This is a genomic window from Candidatus Binatus sp. (assembly GCF_030646925.1).
In the GTDB taxonomy this organism is placed as follows: Bacteria; Desulfobacterota; Binatia; order Binatales; family Binataceae; genus Binatus.
The window spans coordinates 62,043-75,254 of record NZ_JAUSKL010000083.1 but is presented as its reverse complement, the minus strand read 5'-3'; the positions used below and the strand labels follow the sequence as shown (position 1 = coordinate 75,254).

At 59.8% G+C, this 13,212-nt stretch carries 14 protein-coding genes and 1 pseudogene; 6 read left to right on the top strand and 9 right to left on the bottom strand.

Translation table 11 applies throughout. From position 1 onward, the window contains the following. Window positions 1-630, bottom strand: a pseudogene (locus Q7S58_RS14630) (hypothetical protein); the annotation flags it as partial. Between the two features lie 65 nt (window positions 631-695). Here Q7S58_RS14630 and Q7S58_RS14625 point away from each other — a divergent pair. The 6 genes from Q7S58_RS14625 (at window position 696) to Q7S58_RS14600 (ending at window position 6,862) form a co-directional block, all read left to right on the top strand. Continuing rightward, window positions 696-3,362, top strand: a complete 2,667-nt coding sequence (locus Q7S58_RS14625; RefSeq protein ID WP_370655523.1) for a TonB-dependent receptor — start codon at window positions 696-698, stop codon at window positions 3,360-3,362. 42 nt (window positions 3,363-3,404) lie between these two features. After that, window positions 3,405-4,106, top strand: a complete 702-nt coding sequence (locus tag Q7S58_RS14620) for a MotA/TolQ/ExbB proton channel family protein (RefSeq protein WP_304827135.1) — start codon at window positions 3,405-3,407, stop codon at window positions 4,104-4,106. Continuing rightward, the gene (locus Q7S58_RS14615) at window positions 4,103-4,504 is read left to right on the top strand and encodes a biopolymer transporter ExbD (protein WP_304827132.1); all 402 of its coding nucleotides are present in this window, start codon (window positions 4,103-4,105) and stop codon (window positions 4,502-4,504) included. Before Q7S58_RS14620 ends, Q7S58_RS14615 begins: the two co-directional genes overlap by 4 nt. After that, window positions 4,501-5,274: an energy transducer TonB gene (locus tag Q7S58_RS14610; protein ID WP_304827129.1), complete on the top strand. Its 774-nt coding sequence runs from the start codon at window positions 4,501-4,503 to the stop codon at window positions 5,272-5,274. The genes Q7S58_RS14615 and Q7S58_RS14610 overlap by 4 nt, the downstream gene beginning before the upstream one ends. Window positions 5,275-5,603: 329 nt before the next feature. After that, complete coding sequence (locus Q7S58_RS14605; RefSeq protein ID WP_304827126.1) at window positions 5,604-6,251, top strand: hypothetical protein; 648 nt, start codon at window positions 5,604-5,606, stop codon at window positions 6,249-6,251. Between the two features lie 149 nt (window positions 6,252-6,400). Further along, window positions 6,401-6,862 (top strand): cupin domain-containing protein, encoded by a 462-nt coding sequence (locus Q7S58_RS14600; RefSeq protein WP_304827123.1) that lies wholly within the window; start codon window positions 6,401-6,403, stop codon window positions 6,860-6,862. 80 nt (window positions 6,863-6,942) lie between these two features. Here Q7S58_RS14600 and Q7S58_RS14595 read toward each other — a convergent pair whose 3' ends face one another. The 8 genes from Q7S58_RS14595 to Q7S58_RS14560 all read right to left on the bottom strand — a co-directional run bounded on the left by Q7S58_RS14595 (window position 6,943) and on the right by Q7S58_RS14560 (window position 13,091). Beyond that, window positions 6,943-7,626, bottom strand: a complete 684-nt coding sequence (locus Q7S58_RS14595; RefSeq protein WP_304827120.1) for a membrane integrity-associated transporter subunit PqiC — start codon at window positions 7,624-7,626, stop codon at window positions 6,943-6,945. Continuing rightward, a complete protein-coding gene (locus Q7S58_RS14590; RefSeq protein ID WP_304827118.1) occupies window positions 7,623-8,612 on the bottom strand; it encodes an MlaD family protein in 990 nt (329 codons plus the stop codon). Before Q7S58_RS14590 ends, Q7S58_RS14595 begins: the two co-directional genes overlap by 4 nt. Next, entirely contained in the window at window positions 8,605-9,408 is an 804-nt protein-coding gene (locus Q7S58_RS14585; RefSeq protein ID WP_304827115.1) for an ABC transporter ATP-binding protein, read from the bottom strand. The genes Q7S58_RS14590 and Q7S58_RS14585 overlap by 8 nt, the downstream gene beginning before the upstream one ends. Window positions 9,409-9,417: 9 nt before the next feature. Continuing rightward, the gene (locus Q7S58_RS14580; protein WP_304827112.1) at window positions 9,418-10,569 is read right to left on the bottom strand and encodes an ABC transporter permease; all 1,152 of its coding nucleotides are present in this window, start codon (window positions 10,567-10,569) and stop codon (window positions 9,418-9,420) included. Window positions 10,570-10,678: 109 nt separating this feature from the next. Beyond that, window positions 10,679-11,374 (bottom strand): MBL fold metallo-hydrolase, encoded by a 696-nt coding sequence (locus tag Q7S58_RS14575; RefSeq protein ID WP_304827109.1) that lies wholly within the window; start codon window positions 11,372-11,374, stop codon window positions 10,679-10,681. A gap of 44 nt (window positions 11,375-11,418) precedes the next feature. Further along, entirely contained in the window at window positions 11,419-12,072 is a 654-nt protein-coding gene (locus Q7S58_RS14570) for a cob(I)yrinic acid a,c-diamide adenosyltransferase (RefSeq protein ID WP_304827106.1), read from the bottom strand. After that, window positions 12,072-12,512 carry a rhodanese-like domain-containing protein gene (locus tag Q7S58_RS14565; protein WP_304827103.1) on the bottom strand — a complete coding sequence of 147 codons (441 nt, stop codon included), beginning with the start codon at window positions 12,510-12,512 and terminating at the stop codon, window positions 12,072-12,074. The genes Q7S58_RS14570 and Q7S58_RS14565 overlap by 1 nt, the downstream gene beginning before the upstream one ends. A 63-nt stretch (window positions 12,513-12,575) precedes the next feature. Next, window positions 12,576-13,091, bottom strand: a complete 516-nt coding sequence (locus tag Q7S58_RS14560) for a nitroreductase family protein (RefSeq protein ID WP_304827098.1) — start codon at window positions 13,089-13,091, stop codon at window positions 12,576-12,578. Between the last annotated feature and the right edge of the window lie 121 nt (window positions 13,092-13,212).

The window sequence follows — 13,212 nt, the reverse complement described above, 5'->3', positions numbered from 1 at the left end:
CATGCTCTCCGAGTTTTCCGGAATTTGGCCGTTGCCGACGATTATACCGAGATCCGTGGCGGCCGCCTCGTCGATTCCGTCGGTGCCGGTGACCGGCGACATCACGGCGCGCCGCCGCGGCATCTGCGCCATCAGATCCCGCCTGATCGAAACTCCCAGCGCAAACAGGATGTCCGCCGTCTCCAACGCCCGCCTGTCGCTCAGGAACTGATCGAAGCTCGGATAGCGCATGACCTTGTGTCCGCGCTCCAACAAGCCGGTCTGGACGGGGTTGTAAAGAATATCGTTGCGGGCGGGATCGACTATCAGGATCTGACCAGTCATTTGGATCACCGTTGCGTGCAAGTGAGTGTCATATCGAGATTCGTGTTCCAGGAGCGCTGACGGCGACCAGAATATTCGCGGTCGCTTTCGGCCGCAACGCAGGTTACTTGCGTCGATGCTTCCCTGATGGGATTTTGAATGCGTGCCGTTTGCTTCAGGTGAACCGGTGCAGGTAGGTTTATTTTGTTTCCCCTTGATTAGATGAAGTCCTTCGCCAAAATCAGCGCACTGTCCGACTTCAGGCGCCGGATCGCGATTCTCGCCGCGATTCTGATCCTTGCGGCGCAGTTTGTCGGCAGCGTCCACTGGCATGCCATTGACTCATCCGATCGCCTGACCGCACACAGTGAACTGGCGCTCGACAACGGCCTATGCGCTCTTTGCCTGGTTGCCTTCCATTCGAATTTCAGTCCAACCGCGGCACCTGTCTTATACCATGCCGGCTTGGAGACCCGACTTATCGCACGCCTTGCGCGCGACGTGTATCTGTCCCCTCGCTCTGCTTCGTCTCTGACTCGGGCTCCTCCGCTCGCCGCTTAGCACTTCATTCCTTCGATAGATCGGTTTCCACGCGCGCGCTAGATGGATTCACGCGCCGCCGTTCCGCTTTTGCGGTAGAAGGAGAGTTCGTGAGGAGCCTCATGTGCCGAAATGTTTTCGCTATGGCTGCGGGCATTATGATCGTCCTGGTGCTCGCCCCTGCGCCATCGGTCGTAGCCGCTGGCGCACCTAATGAGTCGCCAATTCGAGTCACAGGTACCGCTAAGGACGCACTAGGACGTCCGATCGATGGAGCATCAGTGTCGATGCAGAATAGCGCCGGCAAAATCGTCGCGCGCGCTGCCTCCAACTCGTCGGGAGCGTTCAATCTCGAGGCTCCTGGCATTGGCGTTTACGCGGTCGTCGCAACCAAACCTGGATTCAAACCTGCGACTCGCATTCTCACGCTTACACGGACCGCGCCCAAGCCAGTCGAAATCGCGATGGAATCAGTGGCAGCTTTGAGCTTGCCGGTAGTTGCTCGCCGTCTCGACAAGGTGCGCAACAGCCTGTCGCCCGTGACCGGCGGCAGCATCTACACCTTCACGGAGAAAGCACTTCGCCAGTTGCCGCAGGGCAACAACACTCCGCTCAACCAGGTGCTCCTCCAGGCGCCGGGCGTCGCGCAAGATTCCTACGGCCAACTGCATGTGCGCGGCGATCATGGCAATCTTCAGTATCGCCTGAATGGCGTCTTGCTGCCCGAAGGAGTGACCGGCTTCGGCCAGATTCTAACGCCGCGGTTCGCTCGCGACATCAGCTTGCTGACTGGCGCTCTTCCTGCGCAATACGGCCTTCGCACCGCCGGCGTCGTTGATATCAAGACCAAGGATGGCTTGCTCGATAGCGTCTCAAACCTCGACTTCTATGGTGGTCAGCGAGGCACTACTCAACCCAGCTTCGAATTCGGCGGTTCGAAGGGTAACTTCAGCTACTTCGCCACTGGCCAGTACTATGGCAGCGATCGAGGACTGGAACCTCCTACCACCGGACCCACTGCGATTCATGACACGACGAATCAAGGCTCGGGCTTTGGTTACTTTTCGTACTTCCTGAGTCCGACCACCCGGCTAAGCCTGATCACAGGAACGGCAGTCAGCCACTTTCAGATTCCAGCTAACCCCAATCAGGTCCAGGCCTTTCAGTTGGCCGGAGTGCCTACCTATCCTTCTGCCAAGATTCGCGAAAATCAGTTCGAGCAGAACTATTTTGGCGTACTTACGCTGCAAGGAGAGGTGGGAGCCAGCTTTGACTACCAGATCGCACCGTTCAGCCGCTATTCGAGCGTTTCGTTCAATCCGGACCACGTTGGCGACTTGATATACAATGGAGCCGCCTCGAAGGTTCTTCGCAGCGATTGGGCCAGCGGCTTTCAGCTCGATACTTCTTACCGCGGCGTTGCGCATCACACGCTACGCCTGGGAGGTTCATTCTGGGGCGAGCGCGCGGAGATCGACAATCACGAATCCATTTTTCGGACCGATTCGAGCGGAGCGCAATCGAGCAATGTTCCATTTTCGATCACCGCCAACCATGCGCTGACCAGTTGGTACTACAGCGGCTATCTGCAGGACGAATGGAAACCGATCGAAAAGCTGACGATCAACTATGGCGCCCGATTCGATCTTTACGACGGACTCGTCAGGGCCGATCAGCTAAGTCCTCGAATCGGTGTCGTTTATACCCCCTTCAAGCATACGACACTGCACGCGGCTTATGCTCGCTACTTCACGCCACCGCCGACCGAGCTTGTTTCGATCGGCTCGATCAAGGCCTTTCAGAACACTACCGGCGCGCCGCCGAGCAACGGCAACGGCAATCCTACGGCCGAACGCGATCACTATTTCGACGCCGGCATCACGCAGGAAATTCTGCCGCGCCTGAACGTCGGCATCGACTCTTTCTACAAGAAAGCGAGCCAGCTACTCGACGAAGGCCAGTTCGGGCCGGCACTTATCTTTACCAACTTCAATTACGACAAGGGCCGGGTTTACGGTGTCGAATTTACCAGCTCTTACAACCTCGAGAAGCTCACGACGTACGCGAACTTCACCTACAGCGTGGGTCAGGGCACGCAGGTCACCTCCGGGCAGTTCAACTTCGATCGCAATGAGCTCAAGTACATCGGCAGCCATTACGTCTTCCTCGATCACGATCAGACGTTTTCGGCGTCGGCTGGTGCGGCATACACCTGGAACACCTTCATGTTCACCATCGACGGCATCTATGGCAGCGGCTTGCGCAGCGGTTTTGCCAATACCGGCAACCTGCCCTACTACATTCAGCTCAACGCTGGCATCACAAAACGCATCGAGATGGCGCAAGCCGGCGCGCTTGTCCTGCGCGGCGCGATCGTCAATCTGAACGATCGGACCTATTTGATCCGCAATGGCACCGGGATCGGTGTCGGCGCTCCTCAGTATGGGCCGCGCCGCGCCCTTTATGCAGGTATCACCTGGGAACTTCCGTTCAATAGACCTTCATCGCCTGTTCAATGAATACCGCATTTATCGTTACCGAATTAATCCGAGGTAGCTCGCATGGATGAACTTAGAAACACTTTCGACGCGCTCCGTTATGGCGGCGCGATGGTTTACCCATTGCTTGTTTTGGGCGTGATTGCTCTGGTGATCATCTTCGATCGCGCTGCGATGTATTTACGTTCACTAAGGATGCCCGCGGCGTTGCTCGAATTGATCGAGACCTACGGCTTTTCATGGGATGAACTCGACCAACAACTTAAATCGCTCGGACCGCGCAATGCCTATGCCCGCTTCTTTCGCGCTATCGCCGACAACCGGAGCAAGCCTGCCTGGTGGGTCGAATCGCGCGCTGGCGACGAAGCTGGCGGGATCGAAAAGTCGCTGGGACGCGGCCTTTGGGTGCTGGAGACTATCGTTACCGCCGCACCGCTGATGGGCCTGCTAGGTACTATTACCGGAATGATGCAGGCCTTCCAGGTGATAGGAGGTTCTGGACTGGTTGCGCCGACTCAGGTCACCGCCGGAGTAGCGCAGGCCTTGATCGCGACTGCTCTAGGCCTTCTGATCGCGCTGTTCGCACTTTTCGGCTTCAACTTCTTCTCGCGCACGCAGTCGCACGCGCTCGACCAGATGGAGCGGCTGGGTTCTCGCTTGATCGACCATATCCGGCTCGATCAGGAATCTCAGGGCGGCGCCGGTATCGACGACAAGCTTGCAACCTCCCGCGTTGGACGCGGCGCCGCAGGAGCATCGAGATGAAGTTTCGCCGTTCGCGGGAATCGCGCCGCGGGAGAATCGAGATCATTCCCATGATCGACGTGATGTTCTTTCTGCTGGTGACGTTCATGCTCGCGTCGCTCTCGATGCAGAGCCTCAACTCACTCACCGTGAATCTGCCCAAGGGCAACGCTGAGAATCTTCAGCACAAGGAGCCAGTCACTTTGACGGTAACCGCCGACAGCCACCTCTACCTCGATAAGACGCCTGTCACACTTGAGAATTTGGCCAGGTTGCTAAAGCCGATGCTCACCGCCGGCGATCCGGGTGTGGTGGTCGCGGCGGATAGCGCTGCGCCCGAGGGTATCGTCGTGCAAGCGATGCTTCAGGCGCGGCGCGCGGGCGTCGAGCACTTCCTAATCGCGGTCAAGCGCGAATGACGCCGCACGCGGAAATTCAGCGCATCGCGCCGCTCGACGATCCCTGGCGCCGAATGGTGTGGCTGCTGCCCGCCGCGATTATCGCGTGGGCGGTGTTGCTCTTCGCTTTCGCCCGACTGCTCCAGCAAAGCGCGCCGCCTCCGCCCGAGCTCAAGCCAATCGAGGCGCGCATCGTCGAGATGCCGATCGGCGGGCTGCAAGGCGGCGGCGGTGGCGCGCCGAGTACCCCGGCGGTCAAGCCCCGGCCCAAGCCGATCGCGAAACCCGCACCGCGTCCGCGGGTTATGCAGGCTCCCAGGAAGGCTCTCACTCCGCCGGCTTCGATCGAGGGCTCGCCGCGCGAGAAGGCGAAGCAGGCGCCGGTTGAATCGCCTTCATCGGGCGGAACTGCGGACGAAAATGGATCCGCAGGATCGCCTACGACGGGCGAGTCATCCAACGGCGCCAGCAGTGAGGGTGCGTCCGGCGAAGGAACTGGCGGCGGTACCGGCCCCGGCTCGGACAGTACCGGCGCTCGCGCGATCTACGCGCCCGCGCCGGTCATCCCCGACGAACTGCGCGAAGATGTAATCCAGGCCGAAGCCGTCGCGCACTTCAGAGTCTCCCCCGAGGGCGACGTCGAGGTGTCGCTCGCGACGCCGACGCCGAATCCGCGGCTAAACCAATTGCTGCTCGAGACGCTGCGCCAGTGGCAGTTTTTTCCCGCGACGAGAAGCGGCATCGCGATCGAGGCGGCCTTCGACGTGCGCATCCCGATCACCGTCCAGTAGTAGCAAAATCCGACTAAGGAAATTTCCGACAGTGATCGGCACTTTGTTGCGCCACGGCCACAGACTTGGCGCGCAAAACGCGAATCTATTTGTATGATTTATCTACAACTGTTCTCGATCTGCGAGAAAAACATAAAGTAGAGAATTATTTACAGATAGTTTAACTTTACGCATTTTAAAGCGTCGTTTATTGAGGCTAATAGTGTCTATACTTGTTAAGACACTTTTAGTCTTGCTTTCGAGTGCAGAATATTGTCTATTTTAAGAATTGCAGGCTTCTGTAAAAGAGCCAGTCCTGAATCGACCGTCATACGGGGGGATCATATTTCGTGAAGATAAATGCTCCCAACGGCGCGATCGCCGCGCCCAACGGCAAGCGCGAGGCGTGGGAAGCGCTTTGCCGCGACCATGAGCTGCTCGAAAGGCTTCGAGTCACGCCCGAGGAACTGGAAGCGTTGCGGACGTGCGCGCTGCTGGGTTCTCTCACCGGCAAGGACGACATGCTCTTCATCCTGCGGATGATTCGCGGCGGCAATACGCCGGACTTCGCAGTGGCGGTTGAGCTCGACGACGATGCGCCCGAGCCGGCGGACAGCCTCAAAGAACCGGAGGCTCCCCGCAGGAACTTCAAACCTGCTTTCGACCGCTCGACGATTGCCGCGCCCGCGCCGGAATCGTTGGCCGCGATCGCGAGGGTACGAGTGCCAGAACAGTTGGGCGTGTTCGCGCTGATCATCGCGTTCACGCTCGGACTGCTGTGGTACTTCGTGCCGACGATAGCCGGCTTCGAGCATCACTTCTGGAGCCAGTTGGGAATCGTGCCGGTCGAGGCCACTGCGCCGGCCATGACGGCGAGCCGGCTCGGCGAATACCGGATGCTGATCGCGTGCGAAGTGCTGGTCGTTGCGGCGGCGCTATTCGTTACGCACTGGATTTACCGGAATCCCACGAAGCGCCTGAAGGTCCGGCCCTACTGATCTCAAGGTTCGATACCTCAGTCGTTCAGGCGCGCCGGGCGATAGGGATCTCACCGGCGCCGCACCGCGTATGTCGGGATGCGGCCGGTTGACGATCGCCGAAAGATTGTCGCAAACTCGCGACAGCTCTTCGAGCAAGGAGAATTCAAATGGCGCTGCCACAAGATATCAGCCCCTTCAATAGCACCCTGATGGACACGCTGGTGAATTCGTCCGAGATGGATTGGATTCCGTCGGCGGACGATCCGCAACGCTCCTTCATGAAAATTTTGTGGACCGGATCGGAAAGCGGCACCTGGGCCGTCCTGCTCCGCTGGAAGAAGGGCTACGTCGCGCCTGCGCATAAGCATCTGACGGCGTCACACACCTTCATCCTGAACGGCAAGCTGCAAGTGCGCACCGGGATTCTCAAGACCGGCGACTACGTGTACGAAGCGAACGGGATGGTGCACGGTGCAACCACCGCGCTCGAGGATACCGACTACCTTTTCATCTGCAACGGGCCGGTGCTGTTCTTCAACGAGGACGGTTTCACGTCGTATCTCGGATGGGAAGAACTGCTGCGTATCCAGGCTGCAAACGACGCGAAGAAGAAATCGGCCGCCGCGTAGCTGCGCGGAACGTCGCATCAATCGGGATCGATTCTCGCGCGCTGGATTGCGCGCGATGATCGATCCCCGCATCGTCGATATTACCTAAGATCGAGCTTGCTAGTGGCCTGAGAGCGGCTCTCGCTGACGGCGCGATTGTGCATCGCGCGCAGATAGACGATTCGCGCGGCAATCTCGCGGCTCAGCGTCGCGAGATCGTTGCTCAGCGCCGCCGATGCTCCCGCGTCACCGGTGGAAACGGGCGAACTGGCCACCGTCTCGGAGGCGTACAAATCCTTGCCGGTCGCGCCGTCCTTGATTACCCATCGCGCGATCAATTGCGATTGTCCGTCGGTGCTGGTTTCAAAGCGCTGGACGTCCATCGCGATTTGATAGTCGACCTGCGTTTTGTGCGGCCACGGATACTTTTCGATCCGCTGCGTGTTCATCAGGAGCGAGAGATTTTCGGAAAAGACCCGCGCGAAATTCTTGTCCAGCGGTTCGCCCCATCGCCGCTCCTGCGCGAGTACGATTTGATTCGGAGAGGTGCGAGTGACGACCTGCAACCGGCTCAGGTAAACAGGAAAATCGATCGGACCGACGCCGAGCGTCAGTTGCGAGTCGCGATTCACCGGCGGTGGCCCGGACGCATTGACGGTCACGCCGCTCGAGACCGGCGACAGGATAAAGAACGTCGATTTATCCGGCTGCGGCGCGAGGATCGGCGAGCATCCCGCAGCCGCGACCATCGCGACGATCGCAATCAGGATCGCTTTGATACTCATTTGGTGGTTCGATCCTTTTCCGGAACGTACTTGCCGCGCAGCAGCGAGCCGGGATTTCTTTGTAGATAGTCGGTCAATTCGCCGACCAAACGGGTGGTGTCGGCGAGCTCGTTGAGCGCCTCGTTGAGATGCACCGATAGCGGCGAGCTAGGTTCGAGCACCGCTTGCAGCGCCACCAGCGTATCGCGCGTGTCCTTCATCGTTTCGTTCGCCTCGACGGAACTGCTCTGGATGCTCGCGACCAGCGGCCCGATCTTTTCCTTGACTTCGCCGAGCGCGGCCCGCATTGAAGTGATCGTCTGGTTGAGATTCGGCACCGTCTCCTTCATCGACGCGAGCATCGCCTTCAAATCGGGTGAACTGGCGAGATTGTTGATCGAGTCAGCCGCCCTGGTGATCGAAACGACGAGTCCGTTGAAGTCGATCTGATCGATCTTCACCAATGCCTCGGTCGCCTGCTTCTGAATCCGCTCGAGATCGGTCGGGATCGTCGGGATCTCCTGCAAATCGCCGCGCCCCGGAATCAGCGCTAGGTTGAGCGGCGCGTCGGGATGCAGGTCGAGATCGACGAACAGCAATCCAGTGAGCAGGCTCTCGGTTTCGAGCTGCGCTCGGAGACCGCGGACCAGCATCCCTTCGAAGCCCTCCTTGGTGAGCGCCTGCCCGCTGCCGCCGCGCTGCTGCATCATCTTGCGATCGATTCCGATGATCACCGGCAGGCGCAGCTCTTTGACCTGCGGGCTTACTTCGCCTTCCGAAGGCGGCAGGATAAGTTTGATTTCCTCGACGGTGCCGATCTGCACGCCCTTGAATTTCACCGGCGCGCCGACTTTCAGGCCGTTCAGGTTGCCCTGAAACATGCAGACGAAGCGTTTTGGTTTCGAAAATAGATTTCCCGCGCCGACGGCGACGATCGCAGTCAGCAGCAATGCAAAACTGCCGACGACGAAGACTCCGATCATGGTCGGACTGATTCGTTTACCCATGAGCGTTCGACGTATCGCCCCCCTCTTTGCCGCGGGTGAGGAACTTGCGCACCCGCGGGTCGTGCGAATTCGCCAGCAGTTCTTTCGGATCGCCGGCCGCGATCTGCAGCCGCGATTCGGCGTCGAGGAACACGCAGTTGTTGCCGATCGCGAAGATGCTCGCGAGTTCGTGCGTGACGATCACGACGGTCGAGCCGAGGCTGTCGCGCAATTCCATGATCAGTTCATCGAGCAGGCTGGAGCTTATCGGATCGAGCCCGGCCGACGGCTCGTCGAAGAACAGGATTTCCGGATCGAGCGCCATCGCGCGCGCCAGTCCCGCCCGCTTCTGCATCCCGCCGCTGATCTGGTTGGGATAGTAGTCCTCGAATCCGCTAAGCCCGACCAGCGCGAGCTTGAGCGCCGCGATCTCGCGAATCTGCGCGGGCTTCAGATCGGTGAACTCGCCGAGCGGCAGTCCGATGTTTTGTGCGAGCGTCATCGAACTCCAGAGCGCGCCGCTCTGGTAGAGGATTCCGAATCGGCGCAGCAGTTGCTCGCGCGTCTCCGGCGAGGCTTTCGTGAAATTGACGTCGCCGTAGATGATCTCGCCGGTGGCCGGTTCCTTGAGGCCAATCAGATGCCGCAGCAGCGTGCTTTTGCCGCATCCGCTGCCGCCCATGATGATGAAGATGTCACCGTGGCGAACGATGAAGTTGATATCGCGCATCAACACGAAACTGCCGTACGCCATCGTGAGATCCTTCACGATGATGTGCGGCGTTCGGTTCGTTCCGTTGGTGGCTGGCTCCGGCATTCGGCTCGATCAAATTCCTATGATGTTGAACACGACCGCGAAGATGCCGCACGCGAACACGCCCATCACAATCGCCATCACGACCGCCTGCGTCGCCGCGTCGCCCACCGCCGAAGAACTGTTGCCGCATTGAAAGCCGCGGAGGCACCCCGCGATCGCGATCAGCAATCCGTAAAATGTCGCCTTGAAAAGTCCGCCGAACAGGTTGGTCAGCGTGAGCGTCGCGATCGTTTCCTGCATGTAGCTGCGCGCCGAAAGGCCCAGCATCCCGACTCCGACGACGAGCCCGCCGACGATACCCATGAAGTCCGAGTAGAGGCACAGCAGCGGCATCATCAGCACCAGCGCGAGCACACGCGGCAGCACCAGGAACTCCATCGGCGAAATTCCCATCGTGGTGAGCGCGTCGATCTCCTGCGTCACTTTCATCGTGCCGAGCTTGGCGGCGAATGCGGCGCCGGTGCGGCCCGACATGATGATCGCGGCCATGATCGCGCCCATATCGCGCACCATGCCGATACCGACCAGGTCGGCCACGAAAATCTGCGCGCCGAACTGCGATAGCTGCACTGCGCCCATGAACGCGAGGATCACGCCGACCAGAAACGCGATCAGTGTGACGATCCCGACTGCGTTCCAGCCGCAATCCTGGATCACCTCGATCAAATCGACCCGGCGGTAGCGCGCCTTGCCTGTGACGAATCTGCCGAACGCGACCGCGAGTTGGCCGAGGAAGTCCATGAACTCGCTGACGGAGAGCCCGTAGCCGAGCGTCGCATCGCCGATTCGCGCAAAGAACGGCGTCTTCACCGCGTCGCTGCGCGCGCCCTTCTTTTCCGGCACCGCCTCGGCAAGTTCGATCAGGCGGCGGAGTCCGTCGGGCAAGCCGCCGCGATCCTGCACGATCCCGCGGCCGTTGCAGAAGGCGCTCGCTTGCACCAGGAACGAGATTAACCCGCTGTCCCAACTGGTCAGATGCGTCGCGTCGAATGACACGCGCTTGACCAGCGGCGACGACTGAAGTTCGCGGCTCACGACCGCCGCCGACGGCACGTCCTGCTTCAGATGCCAGGGGCCGGCGAACGTGACGAGCAGCGTTGAACCCTGGAGGCGGGAAAACGAGACCGTCCCCTGCGTCATGCGCGCCGGTTCATTGTTCATGCGAATCGTTCCGAGCCTGAGCTACCGCGACCGCGTATGCTGCCACAAATTGTAGGGCAGTAGAAACAGCGGTTGGCCGCCAGTCGAACGGCGGCGGCGCGAGAGCGCGTTAGCGGCGCGCGTAACCCATCGCGTCGAGAAAATCGTCGAGCGTCGGAAATCGCATGTACATGTTGTGGCGCTTCTGATTGCCGATCGTCGTGCGCGATTCGGACGAATACGCGTGGCCCGGATACACCACCGTCGCGTCATCGAGATTTCTGAGAGTGTTATTCAGACTGTGATACATCGCTTCGGGATCGCTGCCCGGCAAATCGACGCGCCCGCACGAGTTCACGAACAAGGTATCGCCGGAAATCAGGTTGCCTTCGACGAGGAAGCATTGTGATCCCGGCGTATGCCCCGGCGTGTGCAGGAATTTGAGATCGATGTCGCCAATCTTGACCACGTCGCCGGCATCGACGTTGACCAGGTCCGAGTCCGAGAGCCCCGAGACTTTCTTCACGCCTTCGGCCTCGTGCTTGTTCACATAGACCTTGGCCTTGACCTGCTCGAGCATCTTCGCCGCGCCCTCGATATTCTGGCCCATCATGTGGCCGCCGAGATGATCCTGGTGATAATGCGTGATCAATATCTTGTCGATCTCGTAGCCATCGCGCTCGGCGTAAGTGCGAATCGAATCGACGTCCCACGCCGGATCGACGACCGCGAGCTTGCGCGTAACCGGGTCGCCAATCAGGTAAACATAGTTCGCCATCGGGCCGATCTGCGCCTGGCGCAGGTAAATCTTCTCGGTTTCGGGCATTCTGATCGTTCTCCGCTGCGATTCTCCGCTCAGTCGTATTCAGTTCAGGATTTCGCGCCGTCGCGCCGCGGCTTCGAACCTCGCGCCGTCTTTTCTTCCTCTTCAATTCTAAGCGCGCGATCCCACAAAAATTCCGGCTCGTTCAGGCGCTTGGCGACCCACCTCGATTGCACGAACAGATGATCGCTCAGCCGATTGACGTAGATAATCAGTTGATCGTTGATGTCTTCCTCGCGCTTGAGCGCCCACAAAATTCGCTCGGCGCGGCGGCATACCGTGCGCGCCTGATGCAAAAAAGCGTTGAGCACGCCGCCGCCCGGCAGCGTGAAGGATTTGAGCGGCTCGAGCTCGCGCTCCATCGCATCCATTTCAACTTCGAGTTTTTTGACCTCGCCCGCGCCCATCTTGTGCATCTGCGGATACTCGAAATCGGGCGGCGTCGCGAGTTCGCTGCCGACGTCGAAGAGTTCATTCTGGATGCGCCGCAACGATTCGGAATACGATTCGAAATCTCCCGCGAGACCTGCGCGATACTGCGGCAGAAAAGTGCGCACGATGCCCACGATCGAATTCAGCTCATCGATCGTGCCGTAGGCCTCGAGCCGTCCGCTCTCTTTCGGCACCCGCTTGCCGCCGACCAGCGCGGTGAGGCCCTGGTCGCCGGTGCGGGTGTAGATTTTCGTCAGCCGGATTGCCATCAGAGCGCCGCTTTTTTGCGTTGCGATTCGTAGCTCGCGTCGCCGAGATCGTTCGTCACCGGCAAGCCTGAGTCGCGCCATCCCTTGACGACGACTTGCCCCGAGGCGTCGCGCTGGCCGCCGAATCCGCCGACGACATTCGTGAGATCGGTGAAGCCCGCCTCCTCGAGCATCTCGCACGCGCGCTGCGAGCGTCCGCCCGACAGGCATCCAACGACCAGCTTCTTGTCGCGCGGAAATACTTTCTCCGCGACATCGACGAACTCGAGGTTGAGCTGCATCTGTCCGGCGCCCTTCGCCAGCATCACCGGAACATTGATCGCGCCCGCCGGATGCCCCGCGGCGAACTCCGCTTCCGTCCGCACGTCGAGGTAGATCGCGTCAGGATTTTTCTTCAGCGTGTCGAAGGCTTCGGGCGGCGGCTGCTGATTTATCGGCATTTCAGAATTTCCTCATCAGGCAATTTACGATTCTACCAGATCGCAGCATCACCGCGACCAGCCTCAATTCGGTTTCGGATTGCCGTACGTCTCGTAGTGGAGCATCTCGCGGCGCGACTTGAGCGCCTTGCCCTCAGGTGGTTTCGCCGCGTCCCGGTATCCGAACGGCAGAATCGTGAAGATCGACCAACCTACGGGGACGCCGAGCAGTTCGCCGACTTTCGCCGCATCGAAATTTCCGACCCAGCACGTGCCGAGTCCAAGCGCCCAGCCCGCGTTCGCCATGTTCTGCACCGCCTGCGCGCAATCGACCGCGGCCCATCGCGCGTTGCCGTCATCCTTCAGTACGACGATCGCCGTGGGAGAGTCTGCGACGAATCGCCCCGTGGTGCACAGCGCGCCGATTTCTTTCAAGCGCTCGCGATTCCGGATCACGATAAATTGCCACGGCTGCAGATTGCGCGCGCTCATCGCGTGGCGGCCCGCTTCGACAATCTTCGACAGTTTTTCCGCTTCGACCGGCGTCGCCGCGAATGTGCGCTGCACGCGGCGCGAGAGAATCGCTTCGATGGCATCCATTGAGTTGCAGGCCTCCAAAAATCACCGGCGATGCAGGACGCATACTGCGCCGGCGATCAAACTAACGTGTGTTAAGCAACCAGAAAAACTTGTAGTATCTAGCCGCTGCCGAATCCAGCCG

Bases quoted from the DNA above. Each gene is read 5' to 3' on its own strand.
- Q7S58_RS14625 (WP_370655523.1), top strand. From the start codon at position 696: ATGCGCTCTTTGCCTGGTTGCCTTCCATTCGAATTTCAGTCCAACCGC.
- Q7S58_RS14620 (WP_304827135.1), top strand. From the start codon at position 3,405: ATGGATGAACTTAGAAACACTTTCGACGCGCTCCGTTATGGCGGCGCG.
- Q7S58_RS14615 (WP_304827132.1), top strand. From the start codon at position 4,103: ATGAAGTTTCGCCGTTCGCGGGAATCGCGCCGCGGGAGAATCGAGATC.
- Q7S58_RS14610 (WP_304827129.1), top strand. From the start codon at position 4,501: ATGACGCCGCACGCGGAAATTCAGCGCATCGCGCCGCTCGACGATCCC.
- Q7S58_RS14600 (WP_304827123.1), top strand. From the start codon at position 6,401: ATGGCGCTGCCACAAGATATCAGCCCCTTCAATAGCACCCTGATGGAC.
- Q7S58_RS14595 (WP_304827120.1), bottom strand. From the start codon at position 7,626: ATGAGTATCAAAGCGATCCTGATTGCGATCGTCGCGATGGTCGCGGCT.
- Q7S58_RS14590 (WP_304827118.1), bottom strand. From the start codon at position 8,612: ATGGGTAAACGAATCAGTCCGACCATGATCGGAGTCTTCGTCGTCGGC.
- Q7S58_RS14585 (WP_304827115.1), bottom strand. From the start codon at position 9,408: ATGCCGGAGCCAGCCACCAACGGAACGAACCGAACGCCGCACATCATC.
- Q7S58_RS14580 (WP_304827112.1), bottom strand. From the start codon at position 10,569: ATGAACAATGAACCGGCGCGCATGACGCAGGGGACGGTCTCGTTTTCC.
- Q7S58_RS14575 (WP_304827109.1), bottom strand. From the start codon at position 11,374: ATGCCCGAAACCGAGAAGATTTACCTGCGCCAGGCGCAGATCGGCCCG.
- Q7S58_RS14570 (WP_304827106.1), bottom strand. From the start codon at position 12,072: ATGGCAATCCGGCTGACGAAAATCTACACCCGCACCGGCGACCAGGGC.
- Q7S58_RS14565 (WP_304827103.1), bottom strand. From the start codon at position 12,512: ATGCCGATAAATCAGCAGCCGCCGCCCGAAGCCTTCGACACGCTGAAG.
- Q7S58_RS14560 (WP_304827098.1), bottom strand. From the start codon at position 13,091: ATGGATGCCATCGAAGCGATTCTCTCGCGCCGCGTGCAGCGCACATTC.